Annotated in this window: 14 protein-coding genes; all 14 read right to left on the reverse strand. The window is 40.6% G+C overall.

The features are described 5' to 3' along the window. Positions 1-453 precede the first annotated feature (453 nt). Positions 454-3,333, reverse strand: coding sequence for an excinuclease ABC subunit UvrA (gene uvrA, locus BW724_RS17780; RefSeq protein ID WP_088076485.1), 2,880 nt, complete (start codon positions 3,331-3,333; stop codon positions 454-456). Positions 3,334-3,340: 7 nt separating this feature from the next. Continuing rightward, the gene (gene uvrB / locus BW724_RS17785; RefSeq protein WP_328588726.1) at positions 3,341-5,359 is read right to left on the reverse strand and encodes an excinuclease ABC subunit UvrB; all 2,019 of its coding nucleotides are present in this window, start codon (positions 5,357-5,359) and stop codon (positions 3,341-3,343) included. A 666-nt stretch (positions 5,360-6,025) separates the two neighbouring features. Then, entirely contained in the window at positions 6,026-7,954 is a 1,929-nt protein-coding gene (locus BW724_RS17790) for a S1C family serine protease (protein ID WP_088076487.1), read from the reverse strand. A 224-nt stretch (positions 7,955-8,178) separates the two neighbouring features. Next, the gene (locus BW724_RS17795) at positions 8,179-9,681 is read right to left on the reverse strand and encodes a S41 family peptidase (protein WP_088076488.1); all 1,503 of its coding nucleotides are present in this window, start codon (positions 9,679-9,681) and stop codon (positions 8,179-8,181) included. A 463-nt stretch (positions 9,682-10,144) separates the two neighbouring features. Further along, on the reverse strand, positions 10,145-11,587 hold the full coding sequence (locus BW724_RS17800) for a murein hydrolase activator EnvC family protein (protein ID WP_088076489.1): 1,443 nt from the start codon (positions 11,585-11,587) through the stop codon (positions 10,145-10,147). Positions 11,588-11,692: 105 nt separating this feature from the next. Continuing rightward, the gene (ftsX, locus tag BW724_RS17805; RefSeq protein ID WP_088076490.1) at positions 11,693-12,586 is read right to left on the reverse strand and encodes a permease-like cell division protein FtsX; all 894 of its coding nucleotides are present in this window, start codon (positions 12,584-12,586) and stop codon (positions 11,693-11,695) included. Further along, entirely contained in the window at positions 12,576-13,262 is a 687-nt protein-coding gene (ftsE, locus tag BW724_RS17810) for a cell division ATP-binding protein FtsE (RefSeq protein WP_088076491.1), read from the reverse strand. The genes ftsX and ftsE overlap by 11 nt, the downstream gene beginning before the upstream one ends. Before the next feature lie 574 nt (positions 13,263-13,836). Then, positions 13,837-14,193 carry a hypothetical protein gene (locus BW724_RS17815; RefSeq protein ID WP_088076492.1) on the reverse strand — a complete coding sequence of 119 codons (357 nt, stop codon included), beginning with the start codon at positions 14,191-14,193 and terminating at the stop codon, positions 13,837-13,839. Then, complete coding sequence (locus BW724_RS17820; RefSeq protein WP_088076493.1) at positions 14,193-14,420, reverse strand: hypothetical protein; 228 nt, start codon at positions 14,418-14,420, stop codon at positions 14,193-14,195. Before BW724_RS17820 ends, BW724_RS17815 begins: the two co-directional genes overlap by 1 nt. Positions 14,421-14,632: 212 nt before the next feature. Further along, positions 14,633-14,995: a c-type cytochrome gene (locus tag BW724_RS17825; protein WP_088076494.1), complete on the reverse strand. Its 363-nt coding sequence runs from the start codon at positions 14,993-14,995 to the stop codon at positions 14,633-14,635. Positions 14,996-15,072: 77 nt separating this feature from the next. Beyond that, on the reverse strand, positions 15,073-15,957 hold the full coding sequence (locus BW724_RS17830; protein ID WP_235849088.1) for a YitT family protein: 885 nt from the start codon (positions 15,955-15,957) through the stop codon (positions 15,073-15,075). Between the two features lie 268 nt (positions 15,958-16,225). Continuing rightward, a protein-coding gene (gene prfB, locus BW724_RS17835) for a peptide chain release factor 2 (RefSeq protein WP_140354996.1) occupies positions 16,226-17,327 on the reverse strand; the annotation gives its coding sequence in 2 pieces (ribosomal slippage) (positions 16,226-17,254 and positions 17,256-17,327; 1,101 coding nt in all). A 144-nt stretch (positions 17,328-17,471) separates the two neighbouring features. Continuing rightward, positions 17,472-19,988, reverse strand: coding sequence for a preprotein translocase subunit SecA (gene secA / locus BW724_RS17840; protein WP_088076497.1), 2,517 nt, complete (start codon positions 19,986-19,988; stop codon positions 17,472-17,474). A gap of 325 nt (positions 19,989-20,313) precedes the next feature. After that, the gene (gene hpf, locus BW724_RS17845; protein WP_088076498.1) at positions 20,314-20,862 is read right to left on the reverse strand and encodes a ribosome hibernation-promoting factor, HPF/YfiA family; all 549 of its coding nucleotides are present in this window, start codon (positions 20,860-20,862) and stop codon (positions 20,314-20,316) included. Positions 20,863-21,175: the final 313 nt, after the last annotated feature.

Consider the following 21,175-nt stretch of genomic DNA (forward strand, 5'->3'; position numbering starts at 1 on the left):
ATGCTGGTTATGTGTACATTCTTGTTCATTCTCGAAAAACATAGCCTACCTTCATGCGTTCAAGTGATCATACTTGAATTTTTTCCCTTACTATATACTACCGAGTTACATAAAAAAAAGTTTCATATATTCAGGTATGTTTTTCAGTTCTTGTTGTTAATTCTATTTTAGTGGAGCTGAAATTAATCTGATACGGACTGGAGGCCGTTTATAACTAAGACTAGAGGCTTATTTTCAAAAAATATATTAGCAAAAACGATCATACATTTTATTTTTGCAAAAAATCGAAGGATAGTAAACTCACATCGAGGCTCTCCCCCTCATCACCCACATCGGACAAAGCACTAGACAATACACCAGCTCAATAAATCAAAGCACATAAAAAAACCAACAGTACAAGCACCAATGGCACTTACATCTGTTGGCTCACAAACACAAAAACTAACACTCACATTAAGTCGTAGCAGTCATATCCTCCATCTGTTTCATTCGTTCTTCCATCCTTTGACGTTCACGCTCCAAAATCGGCTTGAGGAACTGGCCAGTGTAGGAGTCTTTCACCTCAGCCACCTTTTCTGGGGTACCGGAAGCGACTAATTTACCACCTTTGTCGCCACCCTCTGGACCTAGATCAATAATATGGTCGACCGTTTTAATGACATCGAGATTATGCTCGATAACGAGAACAGTATCGCCATTTTCCACTAAACGTTGAAGCACCTTCAGTAAACGCTCAATATCTGCCACATGAAGTCCTGTCGTTGGTTCATCAAGGATATACAATGTACGCCCAGTAGACCTCCTATGAAGCTGAGAAGCTAACTTTACACGCTGCGCTTCCCCACCTGATAATGTTGTAGCTGGTTGCCCGAGCTTCATATACCCTAGTCCAACATCAGCTAACGTCTCGATTTTCCTTTTAATCCGAGGTATGTTTTCAAAGAAATCTACAGCATCCTCTACTGTCATATCGAGGACATCGGCAATGGTCTTCCCTTTATACTTCACTTCCAACGTTTCACGGTTATAACGCTTACCATCGCATTCCTCACATGGAACATAGACATCAGGGAGGAAGTGCATTTCTATTTTTATAATTCCGTCACCACGGCAAGCTTCACACCGACCACCTTTAACGTTAAAACTAAAGCGGCCTTTCTTGTAACCCCGGACTTTCGCTTCATTGGTCATGGCATATACATCACGGATCTGGTCAAAAACACCAGTATAGGTTGCTGGATTAGAGCGTGGCGTTCTTCCAATTGGTGATTGGTCAATGTCTACCACTTTCTCTAGTAGCTCAATCCCCTCAATGGATTTATGCTCTCCTGGCTTTTCTTTTGCTGTTGTAAGCTTTGATACCACAGATTTATACAATATATCATTGATCAGCGTACTCTTACCTGATCCTGACACACCTGTTACAGCAACGAATATACCTAATGGGATATCAACATTTGCTCCCTTTAGATTATTTTCCTTCGCACCTTTGATAGAAAGCTTTCTCCCGTCAGATTTCCGACGTTCTACAGGTAGGGGGATGAATTTTTTCCCAGACAAGTATTGTCCAGTCAGTGAAGCATCATCCTTACATATTTCCTCAGGAGTCCCTGCTGCGATTACCTCTCCCCCATGGACACCAGCCCCTGGTCCAATATCTATAATGTGGTCAGCAGCAATCATCGTATCCTCATCATGCTCCACCACAATCAACGTATTCCCAAGATCACGCATACGCTTCAACGTCTCGATCAAACGATTGTTATCCCGCTGATGAAGCCCGATGGATGGCTCGTCCAATATATATAGGACACCCATCAGGGAAGATCCGATTTGTGTGGCTAGGCGAATTCGCTGCGCTTCCCCTCCAGAAAGGGTACCAGCAGCACGAGACATACTTAAATAATCTAACCCTACGTTGATTAAAAAACCAAGTCGCTCATCAATTTCATTAAGAATCATTCTAGCAATGGCCCGCTCTTTCGGAGTGAGTTCTAGTGTGTTAAAAAATGCTTTGGCATCTTTAATCGATAAACTCGTAATCTCTCCAATGTGCTTGTCAGCGATCTTCACAGAGAGAGCTTCCTTATGCAGACGATTCCCTTTACATGTTGGACAAGGCTTTTGTGCCATATATCCTTCCATCTGTTCGCGGATATAGTCAGAAGTGGTTTCATGATAACGTCGAGAAATGTTATGAATAACCCCTTCAAAATAAATTTCCTTATCCCTAACAGTTCCAAATTCGTTTTCATAGTAAAAATAGATTTTTTCAGAACCGCCACCATATAGAATCTTTTCCATTTGGTGTGGTGGGAGCTGATCTACTGGGGCATCCATATCGATGCCAAAATGGTCACACACGCTTTTTAACAGCTGTGGATAATATTGAGAGCTAGTAGGTTCCCAAGCTGCTATGGCCCCATCATTCAATGATTTATTCCAGTCAGGAACAACAAGCTCTTTATCAACCTCTAGCTTATTTCCAAGACCATCACAGGAAGAACAAGCACCAAATGGACTGTTGAAGGAAAACATGCGTGGCTCCAGCTCTCCAATGGAGAAGCCACAGTGAGGGCAAGCGTGACGCTGACTAAAAAGAAGTTCTTCCTCACCAATCACGTCTACCATCGCTCTGCCATCTGCTAGCTCCAATGCCGTTTCCAGAGAATCTGCTAAACGGGCTTCAATGCCTTCCTTAATGACAATCCTGTCAATAACTACTTCAATATTGTGCTTCTTATTTTTATCTAAATCGAATTCTTCTGCAACTTCTCGCATTTCTCCATCTACGCGAACACGAACAAACCCTTGTTTTTTCATATCCTCTAAAACTTTCACATGGGCCCCTTTACGTCCAGAGACAATCGGTGCAAGAATTTGCATCTTCGTTCTCTCAGGATAGTTCATCATGCGATCTACCATTTGTTGAACCGTTTGTGAGCTAATTTCAATACCATGAGTAGGGCAAATTGGACGACCTACGCGAGCATAGAGTAAACGAAGGTAGTCGTAGATTTCCGTTACGGTTCCCACTGTTGAACGTGGGTTTCTACTCGTTGTTTTTTGGTCGATTGAAATAGCAGGAGATAACCCTTCGATCGTATCCACATCAGGCTTGTCCATCTGCCCTAAAAACTGACGGGCATAAGCCGATAACGATTCAACATACCGCCTCTGTCCCTCAGCATATATCGTATCAAAGGCTAGGGAAGACTTCCCTGAACCTGATAATCCAGTAAGTACAACTAGCTTATTCCTCGGTATTTCCACATCTATATTTTTCAAATTATGAGAGCGCGCTCCCTTTACAACGATGTTTTGTAATGACATGCATCGTTCACCCTTCCGATTTCAATTCGAGAATGACGTCCCGAAGCTCAGCTGCACGCTCGAAGTTCAAATCCTTCGCCGCCGCTTTCATCTCCGCTTCCATTCTTTCAATCACTTTCACTCGCTCCTTCTTACTTAGCTTCTGCTTCGGAGCTGCAATTACTTCTTTCACATCATAAGCCTCATCCGACTCGGCTGCCAAGGTTGCCCGAATGAGCTCCGGTACCGCCTTTTGAATCGTCTGCGGCGTGATACCGTGTTTTTCATTATATTCCTTCTGGACTTGACGTCGTCGCTTCGTTTCCTCAATGGCGATTTCCATGGAACGAGTCATCTTATCGGCATACATGATAACGTGTCCATTGGCATTTCTCGCAGCACGCCCCATCGTCTGAATTAACGACCGCTCTGCCCGTAAGAAGCCTTCCTTATCTGCATCGAGGATGGCAACGAGGGAAACCTCTGGAATATCGAGCCCTTCCCGCAACAAGTTTATTCCCACGAGAACATCAAAATGCCCAAGCCGCAATTCCCTAATAATTTGAATCCGCTCCAACGTCTTAATATCTGAATGGAGATACTGAACCTTAATTCCAATCTCCTTTAAATAATCTGTTAGATCCTCCGACATTTTTTTCGTCAACGTCGTAATTAATACCCGTTCCTTCCGCTCTTTCCGAACGTGAATCTCCTCAAGTAAATCATCAATCTGCCCTTCAATAGGTCGTACATCTACCGTTGGATCCAATAAACCAGTTGGACGGATAATTTGCTCCACCATCTTCGGACACGTCTCCAGCTCATATGGACCAGGTGTTGCTGAAACGAAAATCGTCTGATGTATATGCTTTTCAAACTCCTCAAACTTTAACGGCCTGTTATCTTTGGCAGATGGAAGACGGAAGCCATGATCAACGAGTACTCCTTTTCGAGCCTGGTCACCATTGTACATACCCCTCACTTGAGGAAGCGTAACATGGGACTCATCCACGACAATCAAGAAATCCTCTGGAAAATAATCAATGAGTGTGTATGGCGTTGCCCCAGGTTCGCGAAAAGTAAGATGTCGCGAATAATTCTCAATACCTGAGCAGTAGCCCATCTCCTGCATCATTTCAATATCATATTTCGTTCGCTGTTCGAGACGCTGTGCTTCTAGAAGCTTACCTTTATCATTCATTTCCTTCAGCGTTTCCTCGAGCTCCTTTTCAATGTTCACAATGGCCCGCTTCAATTTTTCCTCACGAGTAACGAAGTGGGACGCTGGGAATATGGCCACATGATTTCGCTCACCAAGAATCTCACCAGTTAGGGCGTCCACTTCCGTTATCCGGTCAATTTCGTCCCCGAAAAACTCCACACGCAAACAGTGCTCGTCCTTAGAGGCAGGAAAAATCTCCACCACATCACCACGGACGCGGAACGTACCACGAGTGAAGTTCACATCATTTCGGTCATACTGGATATCCACGAGATCCCTTAATAACTGATTACGCTCCTTCTCCATACCCGTACGTAGCGAAACCACCAACTCACTATATTCCGTTGGCGAACCTAGACCATATATACAAGACACACTCGCAACAATAATGACATCTTTCCGCTCGAATAATGAACTTGTAGCAGAGTGCCGTAGCTTATCTATCTCATCATTAATACTGGCGTCCTTTTCAATGAAAGTATCTGACTGTGGAATGTAGGCTTCTGGTTGATAATAATCGTAGTAACTGACGAAGTATTCAACAGCATTGTTCGGAAAAAACTCCTTGAACTCACTGTATAGCTGCCCCGCTAACGTCTTATTGTGGGCGATAACAAGCGTAGGCTTGTTTACTTCTTTAATAACATTAGAAATGGTGAAAGTCTTCCCAGTACCAGTTGCACCAAGCAACGTTTGAAACTTCTTCCCTTGATGAATCCCCTCTACAAGCTCCTCGATCGCCTTTGGCTGATCACCTTGAGGCTCGTATTTCGAGACAAGCTCAAAGGCCTTAGAATTCCCAGCATCTATCTCCTTTTGAGTCACTTTCATAAACCTCCCTTGGAAAAAATAAAGTAATGTATGTCCCTATCGTGTCACAAGCTGTGGGGATCGTATCCTTCCCTGATAAAGCTGAATTTCCTTGTATCACGTACGATCCGGAGAACACTACTTAGCTTTCGTATGTGTAGTAAAAACCAAAAACCGGTTATTTCATCTATTATGAGTAAACTAAGTTTGTTTAAAATTTGTTTCAGACTATTCTTATCTGTGGGCTACCGAAAATAGGCGTGATGTATTCTTTTCATGCGCCTATGATCATGGTGCTTATTTTATATTGCATGGGGATCTACCCTACCTATCGTGAAAATAGCATAATAGTAATGAAGATGCTATATCAACTGCTACAATATATCATTGCGAAAATTACTTAGAAATGCAAACCTCACGCACCGTTTAAGAATGGTGCTTTTAACCACTCTTCTCATTCTTTACATATTTCTCACATTATAACACAAGACAATCCAAATAACAAACATATGTTCTGTTACAAAATTCAGGTAAATTCAGGGACCAGGTCCCCGAATTTTCTGTGAACGTTCACAAAATTGTGCGGGACCAGGTCCCGCACAATTTTCCTGCACATAAAAAATATCCCCGGCTCACACAGAACCAGGGACACACTTAGTTATCTAATACAGCTACCAGTTGTTACTTTCTCTTTCCACGATCTTTTTCTTCCTCTTCAAGCTTCGGACGCCATTTATTCCTTTCAGGCTGGGTTTTCCTAAACTCATCATAAAAGGCAGATAAACCCGCTGCCTGCCCGTATGGCATATTGCCATTTTCAGGTCTTCTTTCTTCTTTCTCTAAAACTACACTATTATCATGTTCGAACAAATTTTTACTTTCAACTTCTCCTCTGCCATCTTCCCCATACGACGATTCTTTTTCATTTCGCTCCGAATAAGAAGGTTCTTCTTGTAAATCTGACTCCCACGCCTCATTCGCAACCTCAACCTCTACATCTGTAGCAATCTCTTCTTGACTATCAACTACATTTTTAGTTTCAACTTCAACGTCGTATTCATCTTCATTTAACTCTGGTTCTTGCTCCACACCTTCTTCAAGCTCCCAAACATCGTTTCCTAACTCTAGTCTATTTTTTTCTTCAACAAGAACATCATGGTCGTCTTCCAAAGTAACAGCAGCCTCTTCCATTGATTCCGTTCTGATTTCGTCAACATTGACTGAACTATCAACTTGCCCGAGCTCCTGATCCTGTTGCCCCAACGCCTGACCTTGACCCTTAACCATGACCTGATCCTGCTCCTGATTCTCTTCTTGATCTTGCTGCCCTTGCCCAGCATCTCCCACATTCATCTCAGGAATTTCCAGACCATTCACACCATTACGATCATGATGAATAACGACAGATGAACGAAGACCACGGGCAGATAAATTGCTCTCTCCCCCATCATCTGGAGCGAACAGCAAACCAATTTGATAATGATCCCCTTGAAAAATAGAAGAGTGGGCAAAGCGCAATTCACCAGAGTGATCTAAAACCTCGAGCTTGCAATACGCAGAGTTTTTTTGCAACGCCTCATACAATTCGCGCTGAGAGCTTACATGCCAACCATTCACTTTCGTAATCGTCTCTCCCACTTCTATCCCCAATTTATCAGCCGTCGTATATGGAAGTACACCAAGTACCGTCAAGCCCTCTTGCTTCGGTACAAAAAGACTGTTACGACTTCTGTCCCTGGACTGATGGAAAAAGTAAATAAATTCCCTACCAATAATGATTACACCTGCAATCACTGGTAGTAAAAATGACCAATATGTGGCTGCCCCTGCAATGAAAGCAGCAATAATTCCTAATAATAACAGGCGATTCCCGATTTTTTTAACCCCATCAATTGGTATCCCAGATGTCACTAACCCATGGACGCCGAGGATAAAAGGCACAAACATAAAGCCACTTCCACCACTACCAGATGACTGAAACAGCGGCCACCAGCCATCAAAACTAATTGTACCTGCTGGTATCAAAACAAATATTGGTAAAAACCACAGTCGATTTACTTTATGTCCGCCTACAGTTTTCCCCCTACTGCTAGTAAATAGGACGGGCGTTGTTTTTTTCCACCCATTGCTTAAAACTAACAATGATTCCGCAAGAAGTAACAATACTAGTAACCACCCAAATCCAGTATGGTTCATAAGCTGAATCTCAAGGAGTGCATTATTTAGCCAAGGATAGGCTGTCCCACCTTCTGGTAAAAAAAACGTTATTAAAAATGCAATCGAACCGACTAACGTCATACTTAGCCAACGTGCGCTCATAAATGGTATAAATAAAATCCACACTGCTCCTATTAAAAGCAACATACCAATTGGGATTTCTATTCCAATCAATGCAATGATGATTGAAAGGGCAAGTGCAAAAACAAGGCTGCTTAGTAATGGAAAAGTTAAATCATGGATATAATCGTATACTCTTGTGTGAAAATCTTTTCTTTCACGTTTTACACGGCGAATCCCAAACCATAACGCCGTAATGAAAAATAAATATGTTAATGGGTGAAGCCATAACCGCCCAAATGCTCGTAGGATTTCCAAGGCAACGACATCCAAAATAATTCCCCCTCCGCCAATTCTCTCTATAAAAAATACAACGTACTTATTATGTAAAAATTATTAAATAATTCCCTTCCTTTCATTGTAATTCAATTTCACTAAAATAAAAGCACTTTTTAGTCAATTATTGCAATTTTTCTCTTTCATAATTATTCCAATAAAAAAGTTCACAAAAAAGTCGGGGACCAGGTCCCCGACTTTTCCGACTTTTTCATGACATTTTACTCAACTAACAGTTCTACTGCCTTTTTAAACTGGTAGTCATATTCCCTATCCTGAATGACGTTAACAAGCTCCGTTTGTAGTCGTTCTGCCGTATCACGGTCAATATCACCTGTCACATCAATCCCTACATCACTTTGGAATTCCCTTACTGCAGAAGCTGTTTCATCACTGAAATAGCCGTCCTCACGTCCAGGGTCAAATCCAAGTCCACTTAACATAATTTGCGCATTACGGACATGCTCACTCGTCACATCTTCCGTTAAGCTCTCCCCTTCATTAACAACGATTGGAGACACATAGAAAAACTCAGGTTGCGCAACTTCAACTGTAGGTTCAACTCCCACTTCATTTATATAATTCCCTGCAGAAGTTAACCACTTATACAGCGTTAGCTTTATTTCACTACCGTCATCCATACGCAATGTTTGCTGAACGGTTCCTTTACCAAAAGTCGTTTTCCCAACAACGTCATACCCCCCAGCCTCAATTAAAGCAGCAGCGAGTATTTCAGAAGCAGAAGCACTACCTTCATTAATTAAACCAACAATTGGATAGGATCTCGTATCTTCCAGACTGGAAATGTGTCGCATACGATCACCATTTCGATTTTCTATTTGAACAACAGGCTCTCCACCAGGAATAATCAAATCACCTATATCCTCGACACTTTGTAAAAACCCGCCTGGATTTCCACGAACATCGATAATTAATCCATCAATTCCTTGTTCTTCAAAGCTAAGTAATTCCTCTTCAAAACGTTCTGCTGTATTCTCAGAGAATGATCTTAATTCAATAACACCAATTTTCTTCCCATTCTCTTCTACAAGATCTGAATAAACAGTTTCAATCGGAATAGTATCGCGAACTACATCAAATTCTAATAAGTCATTAACCCCAGGCCTTTCGATCGTAAGGGTGACAACCGTTCCTTTTTCACCACGGATTTTTAAGACTGCCTCATATAAGGATAAGCCTTCAATATCTTCCCCATCTACCTTGATGACTTGATCATTTGGTCTAAGTCCAGCATCTTCAGCAGGCGAATCCCTGAAAGGAGCAACGATTGTTACTTTACCATTTGTCATACTTACTTCGGCACCGATACCTTCAAACGACGAATCCAACGATTCCATGAATTCCCTTGCTGTGACTTCGTCCATATAAACAGAATATGGATCGTCCAAAGTTTCGAGCATACCTGAAATGGCACCTTCCAACAGCTTTGAACTGTCAACTTCCTCTACATATCTATCTAAAATTAGGTCGAACGCAGTACTGAATTTTTCAATATTTTCATCAAGAATAGCGGGCGTTGGCGTTTCTTCCCCATAGCTCTCATCAGTACTTTCTTGTCCGTTGTCGCCATCAGTCTGTTCAATGACAGGTGTTACATCACCATTACTCCACACATTCATTCCAACATACATACCACTAGCACCTAATAGTAAGGATAGAACAATTACTGTTGGCATTAAAACCTTGTTTAGATTTGCATTCATACTTTCACCTCTTCTGCCCCTCGTTTGACTTATTAAACACATTAATGTTTTTTTATGTAAGGCTTGTTAATAACAAATTAACTTGCTCTTGCTCAACAATATTTTGAGCCTAGTCTCTTAATAAAAAGAAACATCTTCCCTATCTAAAAAAAGTTATATGACTTATCATACCAAAAATAAGCCTTTATTAAAATGATGACAACTTGAAACATTTTCAAACCCACAAATATTAATTTAAAAATGTCTCAAGTTACTCAGAAAACTTGTCTTATTATATTCAGAACGTTATAGATTATGTACTAGCTAATAAATTCATACTATTCTAATCCAAACCGTTTAAGTGGTCACTCTAGCGACTTCACACCCTCACTAATGCAAACCACCCATACAAAATACATAATCACCTTATAAATCAAATAAAAAGGACATGCCCGTTGATAACAACAGACATATCCCCTTGCAATTAATTTAAGTACGGATTAGGATTCACAGCAGAACTTCCACCTCTATAACCACCAGGGTGAACTTCAAAATGAAGGTGAACACCAGTTGAACTACCTGTCGTACCCATCACACCAATCACTTGCCCCCTACTTACACGTTGTCCAGGAGAGACATTGAATGATGCTAAGTGAGCATACAATGTAGTATATGGTTGTCCGTCAATAATATGAGAGATCAATATCGTGTTCCCAAAGCCACCCATCCAGCTTGTTTGAATGACTGTGCCTGCTTCTGCAGCATAAATATTCAGTCCACCATCACGACCGTAGTCAATGCCATTATGTGGCCTTACGTAGCCATAGATCGGGTGAAGACGATTAGGATTAAAGTTTGAAGTTACTCTACCGTCAGAAGGTCTAAATAAAGTTGCCGAACTATTACCGGAACCATTACTTACAGTAGTGTTATCTGAGCCACTGCCAGTCGATCCACCGGAAGTCCCACTTCCAGTCGAACCTCCAGAATTCCCGCCAGTACCAGAGTTACTTTTGGCCTCTTCTTCTGCTTTCGCCTGTTCCTGTTTCTTTCTTTCCTCTTCCTCTTGCTGACGCTTCAATTCTTCTTGTCTTTTCCGTTCCTCTTCCTCTTGACGCTTACGCTCTTCTTCAAGACGTCTCTGTTCTTCTTCCCAAAGCTCAAGCTCTTTCTTTGTTGCCTCTTCTTGCGCCTTTAAAAACTGTTGCTCTTCCTCATAACTCATTAATTGCTCTTCAAGGTTGATTCCTTTTCTCACTAACGCTTCAATAACGACATCTTTTTCATCTTTTTGATCTTCAAGGTCGTTACGAAGACTTTCTAACTCTTTCATTTGAGACTCTAATCCTGCAAGTTCACTTTCAAGGGCATGAGTTGCAACTTCAAGTGCATTTTTATCAGCAACATGCTGTTCAAGAATATTTCTATCCTGTTGTGCAATTGTATTTAAAGCAGTTACTCTTTCAATTAAATCTCCAAAACTTCTAGCTCCAAGTATGACTTCTATATAGTGAACAGTGCCACCGTTCTTATACATAGAACGTACGCGATCCTTCAATAGTTCATCCCTTTGAGCAATTCTCTTTTCTAAAACAACAATTTCCTGTCTTAAATCTTCAATTCTTTCCTTCGTCTCATCAATTTCCTCTTGTTTATCATCAATCTTTAAGTTCGTTGCAGCCATTTCTTCATCAAGACGTCGAAGGTCGGCTTCCATTACCTTCACTTCTGCCTCAACTTCTTGAAGCTCACCTTCTGTTTTATCCGCTTCATTTTGCAATTCACTTTGTTGTTCTTTTATTGTATCAATTTGCTCTTCCAGTTCCTGCCCAGTATTGGCTTCTGCTGTAGAGATGAATACTTTTCCTGCATATGGAACTAGCGTTAACAGGAGCACTAGACTAACCAGCAACAATCTTCGGTCCATAGATTCTCCCCCTTTTTTCGAAAAAAGACAATTATATTTCCTAGGAAATTAAAAATCCCCTATAATTCTAAATCTATCGACAGAAACTCTTAAGCTATTATCCTCTTAGACTCTTAAGAATTTACGTACACTCATCATACTTCCCCAAACACCAACAAAGGCTCCGATCCCTAATAGTAAAACAGCCATTTGCATTGCTAATGGATTTGTTGGTAGGAATTGGAAGAACTCAACTCCAGTAGCCGTCCCCATACTGCTGTAAAAACGAGAGTAGGAATATGCGAGAACAGTGATCGGTATTAACGCACCTAATACACCTAAAAGTAAACCTTCAATAAAGAATGGCCATCGGATAAATCCGTTTGTCGCACCAACTAGTTTCATAATCTGAATTTCTCTTTTTCTCGCAATAATTGTCAGTTTAATTGTATTTGCAATTAAGAACATCGCAGTGAACATTAGACCCAAAATCAGAAATAATCCAATCGTTCGTATAAGGGACGTTGCAGCAAATAATTGTTCAAAAATATCGCTCCCGTATTCCACATTCTCTACATGTGGTAACTCTTCAATGTCCGTTGCAATAAGATCTGTTTCCTCTGGATTCTCAGCTTGTACAACAAAAACATCATTTAATGGGTTTTCATCCCGTAATGTTTCAAAAATATCACCTTGGTCACCAAGACTAGCAATAAGGGAATCTAGTCCTTCTTCCTTTGGCACAAATTCTATTGCATCGACGCCATCTATGTTTTCTAGTTCAGAAAGTAACTCTCCCTGATCTGTTTCCGAAGCAGTTATATCTACAAAGACTCTAACTTCCACATCTTCCTCAAGAGAGCTTGCGAAATGATTGACATTCATAATTAATAATAGAAACGCACCAACGACTAGGAGCATGACTGTTACTGCACTGATAGATGCAAACGTCATCCAACCGTTTCTTATAAGGTTTTTACCACCTTCACTAATGTGACGAGCAAGTGATCTACCTTTCATAACCGTAATCCCCCTTCTGTTCATCTCGAGCGATCCGGCCTTCTTCAATGGCAATGACACGTTTGCGGAGTGTGTTTACGATCTCCTTATTGTGGGTAGCCATAACAATAGTAGTTCCACGATCATTGATTTCCTCGAGAATATGCATAATTTCCCATGATGTCTCAGGGTCAAGGTTTCCTGTAGGCTCGTCCGCTATTAAAACAGCTGGATTGTTAACAATTGCCCTTGCAATCGCAACACGCTGTTGTTCCCCACCAGAAATTTCATGTGGGAAAAAACGAGCTTTATTTTTCAAACGAACGATCTCTAATACGTTCATCACCTTTTTGCGAATATTGGTTTTACTTTCTTCAATAACTTCCATAGCAAACGCAACGTTTTCATAAACAGATAAGTTAGGGAGTAATTTGAAGTCCTGAAAAATAACCCCCATATTTCGACGAATATAAGGAATATGACGTTCTTTTACTTTTGCTAAATTATTTCTATTAATGATAATATCTCCACGAGTTGGTTTTTCCTCACGGTACATCATTTTTATAAAAGTGGACTTACCAGCACCACTTGGACCTACAACATAAACAAATTCACCTTTTTCAATATCAATATTAATCCCGTTTATGGCCATAACACCATTCGGGTACGTCTTCCATACATCCTTCATATGAATCATATAGCATCCCATCCCATTTTGTGATTTACTAAGTTGACCATTTATCTAAGCTGGTTGATATAAACCATTTTATAAACTAAATTGTATTATCATGTCAGTTCATGTCGAAATCTACCGTAAAAAGACTATAATTCTTGTAAATAATCGTTAAATCAACAAATCTCTCGACAGTATATATTATAACATCTATATTTGACGTGTTAAGGGTATTTTTTTTACAGTTTCATTTCAATCTTGATATATTTCTACCAATTTTGAAATGAACTGGAACTTTTCTTGGAAAAACAAGGTGGATTCTCCTATGCGTGGGGTGATTACCAAAGGCGGTTCTAAGTCATTAAAAAGGCTAGGTCTACTTAAAATGATAGGAAAAAATGTAATGATAGGGGTTTTTAGTAATTGATGTTTATTGTAGATTGAGATTGATGTTTATTGAAGATTACTGTTTATTGTAGATTGCTGTTTTTCATTAATTTATTTTTTTGGTAAATGATGTTCTTCAGTTTTTCTCACTCTGTGTGCACTTTTGGAGAATGCGGACTAGATTCTTCACTCCCGACATTTCCTGGCCGCATTATCGCAAAATGCGGACTAGGTTCTTCACTCTCGTCATTTCTTGGTGCATTATCGCAAAATGCGGACTAGTTTCCACACTCCCGGCATTTCCTGGCCGCATTTTCGCAAAATGCGGACTAGATTCTTCACTCCCGACATTTCCTGGCCGCATTATCGCAAAATGCGGACTAGATTCCACACTCCCGGCATTTCCTGGCCGCATTTTCGCAAAATGCGGACTAGATTCTTCACTCCCGACATTTCCTGGCCGCATTATCGCAAAATGCGGACTAGATTCCACACTCCCGGCATTTCCTGGCCGCATTTTCGCAAAATGCGGACTAGATTCTTCACTCCCGACATTTCCTGGCCGCATTATCGCAAAATGCGGACTAGGTTCTTCACTCTCGTCATTTCTTGGTGCATTATCGCAAAATGCGGACTAGTTTCCACACTCCCGGCATTTCCTGGCCGCATTTTCGCAAAATGCGGACTAGATTCTTCACTCCCGACATTTCCTGGCCGCATTTTCGCAAAATGCGGACTAGATTCCACACTCCCGTCATTTCCTGGCCGCATTCCAAATATTAGAAACAAAAACATGTTTTCTAATCCAATTCGCTCCTGAAGAAGCATAAAACTTAAAGCAAAAACCCGAAAAGCTTATAGCCCAAAGGCACAAAACCCAAATCTTAAATATAAAAACGTAAATAAAACTACCCATTCCCACATACAAATACCACTTAAAACTAAAAAGTCACCCCTAAATTAAACTTTAGGAGTGACAAACTAATATTATATATTAATATTTACACTTATTGATGAGATGCAACCCAAGCTGATACATCATGAAGTTCGTCTTCATCTGGAACCAGACCACCAGGCATTCTACCAGGTCCTTCAACAATTGCTGCTTTTACCTCGTCATAGGAATAACCTACGATTGCAGGGCCGGAAGTTCCACCAAGGTCACCACCGTGACAACCAATACAGTTGGCAACATATACTTCTTCACCATTATTAGCGTCGTATGTACCAACGTCCTCACCTACATCAGCTGCTGATTCTTCTGTACCTGTATCAGCGTCATTTGTGTCTGGTGCAGGCTCGTCTGCATCATCGCCGCCACAAGCGCCAAGTACTAGGACTGCCCCCAAAACAACTAGTAACTTTTTCATCTTTAACCCTCCTATTTAAATAAGAAACTTTTGTATGGAAAGTTACCCATAACCTTCCAACCTACATTATAACCTATTCAATTTTTTTTGAAACCCTCACCAAGTACCTCTGAAGCGTTACTTACTATGACAAAGGCGTTAGGATCAATGGTCCTCACAATATGTGTCAATTTTGTGACTTCGTTTCTCCCCACCACACACATGAGCACAGGTCGTTCATGATTCGTATATCCACCATATCCTACAAGCTTTGTCACACCACGATCCACCTGTGTAAGTAACCCTTGCTTGACCTCCTCTTCATAGTTTGAAATGATGATCGCCATTTTTGAATAGCCTAGTCCAGTTTGAACGAGATCAATTGTTTTCCCAGTCACAAATAAACCAATTAACGCATAAAGGGCATATTCGAATCCAAATATGAATGCTGATGAGATCACAACGAGACCATCCATTGTAAAAACACAAGCTCCTAGAGACATTCCTGTGTACTTATTGACGATTTGCGCGGCCAGGTCAGTGCCACCAGTGGAAGAGTTAGAGCGAAAGACGATACCTAAACCTAACCCAACCCCTATACCGCCAAAAAGGGCAGCTAGTAACGGATCCGTTGTTGCAGGCTCCCAATCTCTTGTTAAAAATACGACGAAAGGTAAAAATACAGTCCCAACAAATGTTTTTACACCGTACATGATACTTCCAACAAGACTTCCACCTAGAAGAAGGACCCCTGCAATAAACAGAGGGATATTCAGTCCCCATTGCGTAAATGCTGGCTCAAATCCTAATGTGTTTTGTAGCAAAATGGATATCCCCGAGACGCCACCAGAAGCAATTCGGTTTGGTAATAAAAATATGTTAAATGTAATTGCAACGATGGCGGATCCCAATAAGACATGACCAAACTCGAATATAATTTTATGAATTGGATTTAAAGGTTCTTGAACACGAGTTCTTTTCATTTGTTTCATCATAGATAGCATCACCTTTTCAAGAAAAAATATGTATAAGTCCAAAGTACAAAATACTAAGTACGAAAATCCTAAAGTAGTATACACCTGTATTGAAAATATGTAAACGCCAACTCAGTACCGCTTTAACTCAGCAAATTCCACCTTTTTTTTTCACATAAACAAAAAAAAATAGCCCAATTTAGGACACCCTCCAAACAAACACACGAAAAAAGGTGGTCCAATTCAAGACCACCTTCAAACAAACACCATATATCTTCTATTTAATTTGTGAGCGTAAATAGGCATCTACGAATGGCTCTAGATCTCCATCCATTACAGCCTGGGTATTACCAGTTTCATAATTCGTACGGTGATCCTTCACCATGTTATAAGGGTGAAATACGTAAGAACGGATCTGACTTCCCCATCCAATATCAGACTGTTCACCGCGAATTTCATCTAATTCCTGCTGTTGTTTTTCAAGCTCAAGCTGGAAAAGTTTCGCTTTCAACATTTTCATCGCCTGATCCCTGTTTTTTATCTGAGAACGCTCAGACTGGCAAGTTACAACCGTGTTTGTCGGGATATGCGTGATTCTAACGGCTGAGTCTGTCGTGTTAATATGCTGACCACCTGCACCACTTGCTCGATAAGTGTCAACCTTAATCTGGTCAGGAGATATATCAATTTCCACATTATCATCAAGCTCTGGCATAACCTCACAGGAAACGAAGGACGTATGACGGCGCCCTGAGGAATCGAATGGAGAAATTCGTACGAGACGATGAACTCCTTTTTCCGCCTTCAAGTAGCCGTATGCATTATGACCTTTAATCATTAACGTGACGCTCTTCACGCCAGCTTCATCTCCAGGGAGATAATCCATCGTTTCTACTTTAAAGCCCTTTTGTTCTGCAAAACGAGTGTACATCCTCAACAACATAGACGCCCAGTCTTGAGACTCTGTTCCACCTGCCCCTGGGTGCAACTCTAGTATCGCATTGTTCTGATCGTACGGTGAGCTTAGTAAAAGTTGAAGTTCGAAGTCGTTCACTCGTTTAGAAAGATCTTTTACTCCATCTTCTAAATCCTCAGCTAATTCCTCGTCCCCTTCCTCTTTTACAAGTTCATAGGAAACTTCTAAATCATCATAATCTGCCTGGAGATCGTTATAGCCATCCACAAGCTCTTTTAAAGCATTGTTTTCAGAAATAATTTTTTGTGCTTTATCTTGATCATCCCAAAAGGACGGTTCTGACATAATGTCTTCTAATTCTGCAATTCGGGTTTGCTTCTCTTCTAAGTCAAAGAGACCCCCTAAAGTCCGCTAATCGCTTAGCCATGTTTTCTAATTCTTGTTTTAGCTCTACTAATTCCATCTCATCACCCCGAAGTTTTATTGAAAACTAGGAGAAGACACTGTAGCAGCGTCTTCTCAGCAAATTTACTTAATTATTTATAGCAGTTTTTCCATGCATGACGAATATCCATCCCTGAAGCATTCGCATTGTTAGGCAGAAAATCTATTTCCCATGACACTGCTTATATTTTTTACCAGATCCACATGGACATGGGTCGTTGCGTCCTACTGTGTTACTTTTCTTGAATGGTGTACGACGCTTTTCTTGCTTCGCGTCATTGGAGCTGCGGTGAACTGCTTTTCCTACAGCCACTTGCTTCCTTTCAAGATTCGATTCAATTTGAGCGTTCATAATGTAGCGAGTAACGTCCTCTTCAATAGAAGCTACCATTTGCTCGAACATCTCAAAGCCTTCAAATTTGTATTCACGTAACGGATCATTTTGACCATATGCACGAAGGTGAATACCTTGGCGTAGCTGATCCATTTGGTCAATATGACTAGTCCATTTAGAGTCAACCATGCGTAAAACAATAACCTTCTCGAATTCACGCATTCTCTCAGGTGTGAAGTCTTCTTCACGACGGTCATATTCCCTTGCAGCTCGCTCTATGATAAGCTCAGACATTTCTTCTGGCTCTAAGCCGTTAATGTCTTTTAATTCAATTTCCTCGTCGTTTAAAACATTCGCGTTAATGTAATCAACGATCCCTTGCAGATTCCAATCCTCTGGAACTTCGTTTGCTGGAGTATAAGCTGACACCGTTCTTTCTATTGTAGACTCAATCATTTTTTCCACAACGTCACGAAGGTTGTCAGATTCAAGAACTTCCATACGTTGTTCGTAAATGATATCACGTTGCTCACGCATAACATCATCATACTGTAGGATTTGTTTACGAGCGTCGAAGTTATTACCTTCCACTCGTTTTTGAGCCTGCTCTACTGCACGGGAAACAAGTTTACTTTCAATTGGTTGATCCTCGTCCATCCCGAGTTTTTCCATCATATTACTCATGTTATCAGAACCGAATCGACGCATAAGCGTATCTTCTAAAGAAAGATAGAAACGAGATTCACCTGGGTCCCCTTGACGACCAGAACGTCCACGGAGCTGATTATCGATTCGTCTACTTTCATGACGCTCTGTACCTAGTACAAATAGACCTCCAAGCTCTTTAACACCTTCACCGAGCTTGATGTCCGTACCACGACCAGCCATGTTAGTAGCGATAGTGACTGCTTTACGTTGACCTGCGCCTTCAATAATTTCCGCTTCTCTTTCATGATTCTTTGCGTTTAAAACGTTGTGCGGGACACGTTTCTTTTTCAGCATGTTCGAAAGTAGCTCTGACGTATCTACGTTTACAGTACCAACGAGAACAGGTTGCCCCTTTTCATAGAGCTCACCAATTTTTTCTACAATAGAACGAAATTTCGCTTCTGTCGTTTTAAAAATTAAGTCAGGATTATCAATACGGACAATCGGCTCATTCGTAGGAACGGAATAAACATTCATATTATAAATGTTCCGGAATTCCTCTTCCTCCGTTTTTGCCGTACCAGTCATACCAGCAAGCTTCTTGTACATACGGAAATAGTTCTGGAACGTAATCGACGCAAGTGTCATACTCTCGCGCTTAATCTCCAGACCTTCCTTCGCTTCAATAGCTTGGTGGAGGCCATCACTATATCGGCGGCCCTTCATGAGACGTCCAGTGAATTGGTCAACGATAACGACTTCCCCGTCTTCCACCACATAGTCTTCGTCAAGAATCATAACTTTATAAGCTTTTAATGCCTGATTAATATGATGGTTTAACTGAACGTGCTCAGAGTTAAAAAGGTTCTCAATGTTAAATGCTTTCTCAGCTTTACTAACCCCTTCATCTGTTAACTGCACATTCTTTGTTTTTTCATCATACGTAAAGTCCTCTTCTTCCTTCAACATGCGGACAAAGGAGTTTGCCGCTGTATAAAGCTGAGTCGAACGTTCCGCAGATCCAGAAATGATAAGTGGCGTACGAGCTTCGTCAATTAAAATGGAGTCAACCTCATCGACAATGGCATAGTGTAGTGGACGTTGCACCATATCTTTTTTATAGATGACCATGTTGTCTCTTAAATAGTCAAAGCCGAATTCATTATTCGTTCCATACGTGATATCCGCACTATATGCTTCACGCTTCTCATCTTTACTCATTCCAGAAACATTTAGACCTACCGTTAGGCCCAGGAAGTTATATAGTTTACCCATTTCCTCCGCATCACGGCGTGCCAAATATTCGTTAACTGTAACAACGTGAACGCCTTTTTCCGTAATAGCGTTAAGGTAAACTGCTAGTGTCGCAACTAATGTTTTACCTTCCCCTGTTTTCATCTCTGAAATGTCACCATGATGAAGAATAATCCCACCGAGGAGCTGTACTTGATAGTGCGTTAATCCAAGAGCACGAGTTGAACCTTCACGCACAACAGCGAAAGCTTCTGGCAGCATGTCCTCCAATGACTCCCCATTGCGGTAGCGCTCTTTAAATTCTTCTGTTTTCTTACGGAGACCGTCATCACTAAGCTTTTTCATATCATCAGCTAGTGCTTCAATCTTATCTACATGCTTTTGCAATTTCTTTAAATGTCTCGCATCCGTATCTCCAATGACCTTCTTTAATAAACCTAACATCGGACATTACTCCCTTATCCTTTATTTCCTATATCTACATATTAACGCTATTTTGATGATTTTGTTGTGGATTTTTATGTAAAAAATGAAGTGTAACGTAAAGAAACCTTGGTCAATACTAACAAAGCTACCTTTCATTTTAACAGTTTGACCTTATCCTTACAAGGACAAGAATATTTCAGGGACCTGGTCCCCGAACTTAAATTCGGGGACCAGGTCCCTGACAATTTTGTGACAGGTAATACATCAAGGAGTACCTCCAACATAAAAGGAGCCTCCCACTTTATAGGAAGACTCCTTATTTTTATCGTTAGATTTTATGATTTTATTCGGGCTCAATTAAGCCGTAGCGTCCATCTTTACGTTTGTAAACTACATTCGTTGATCCACTTACTGCATCAGAGAATACGAAGAAGTTATGCCCTAGCATATCCATTTGTAGAATAGCCTCTTCTGCGTCCATTGGCTTTAAGTCAAATTTCTTCGTACGGACAACTTCGATTTCATCACTTTCTGGCGTTTCTTCCGCTAATGGTTCTAGGTCGTTTTTAAACATATATTTTAAACTATCATCTTGTCTAAATTTACGGTTCACTTTCGTTTTATGTTTACGAATTTGTCTTTCAAGCTTTTCAATTACTAAGTCAATCGCTGCATACATGTCAGTATGTTTTTCCTCAGCTCTTAGTAGAAGCTTCGGTAGAGGGATTGTAATTTCAACTTTTTGATCGTTGTTTATCACACTCATTTTAACATTTACATCTGGTGTTGGTTCAAAGTCAAAGTACCTCTCCAATTTCCCTACTTTTTTCTCCACATAATCTCTTAATGCTGGTGTAATTTCAAGGTTTTCGCCACGAATATTAAAATTCATAAGCAAACTCCTCCTTTCGGTTATGTATCTAATATTCTCCATACCCTCCCAATATTCCTTCTAAAACATTAATAAAAATTTAAGAAGATTCCTAAGGAAGTAATAGCCTATAACATCACTATTATGATGATTAGACCTTTATATAATACACTTCTTACACTATATATATTAACTAAAATTAGAAAATTTATCCCTATGTTCACAAAGACGTCAAGGACCAGGTCCCTGAATTTAAATTCCGGGACCTGGTCCTTGACTTTCTTGATATTTTCTTGACATTCATGAAAATACTTATATTAATGCAGAAAAATCC

The organism is Litchfieldia alkalitelluris (genome assembly GCF_002153425.1).
GTDB lineage: Bacteria > Bacillota > Bacilli > Bacillales > Salisediminibacteriaceae > Evansella > Evansella alkalicola.

Bases quoted from the DNA above. Each gene is read 5' to 3' on its own strand.
- BW724_RS17825 (WP_088076494.1), bottom strand. From the start codon at position 14,995: ATGAAAAAGTTACTAGTTGTTTTGGGGGCAGTCCTAGTACTTGGCGCT.
- BW724_RS17795 (WP_088076488.1), bottom strand. From the start codon at position 9,681: ATGAATGCAAATCTAAACAAGGTTTTAATGCCAACAGTAATTGTTCTA.
- hpf (WP_088076498.1), bottom strand. From the start codon at position 20,862: ATGAATTTTAATATTCGTGGCGAAAACCTTGAAATTACACCAGCATTA.
- secA (WP_088076497.1), bottom strand. From the start codon at position 19,988: ATGTTAGGTTTATTAAAGAAGGTCATTGGAGATACGGATGCGAGACAT.
- BW724_RS17830 (WP_235849088.1), bottom strand. From the start codon at position 15,957: ATGAAAAGAACTCGTGTTCAAGAACCTTTAAATCCAATTCATAAAATT.
- BW724_RS17800 (WP_088076489.1), bottom strand. From the start codon at position 11,587: ATGGACCGAAGATTGTTGCTGGTTAGTCTAGTGCTCCTGTTAACGCTA.
- ftsX (WP_088076490.1), bottom strand. From the start codon at position 12,586: ATGAAAGGTAGATCACTTGCTCGTCACATTAGTGAAGGTGGTAAAAAC.
- BW724_RS17815 (WP_088076492.1), bottom strand. From the start codon at position 14,193: ATGCGGCCAGGAAATGTCGGGAGTGAAGAATCTAGTCCGCATTTTGCG.
- BW724_RS17820 (WP_088076493.1), bottom strand. From the start codon at position 14,420: ATGTTTTTGTTTCTAATATTTGGAATGCGGCCAGGAAATGACGGGAGT.
- uvrA (WP_088076485.1), bottom strand. From the start codon at position 3,333: ATGTCATTACAAAACATCGTTGTAAAGGGAGCGCGCTCTCATAATTTG.
- ftsE (WP_088076491.1), bottom strand. From the start codon at position 13,262: ATGATTCATATGAAGGATGTATGGAAGACGTACCCGAATGGTGTTATG.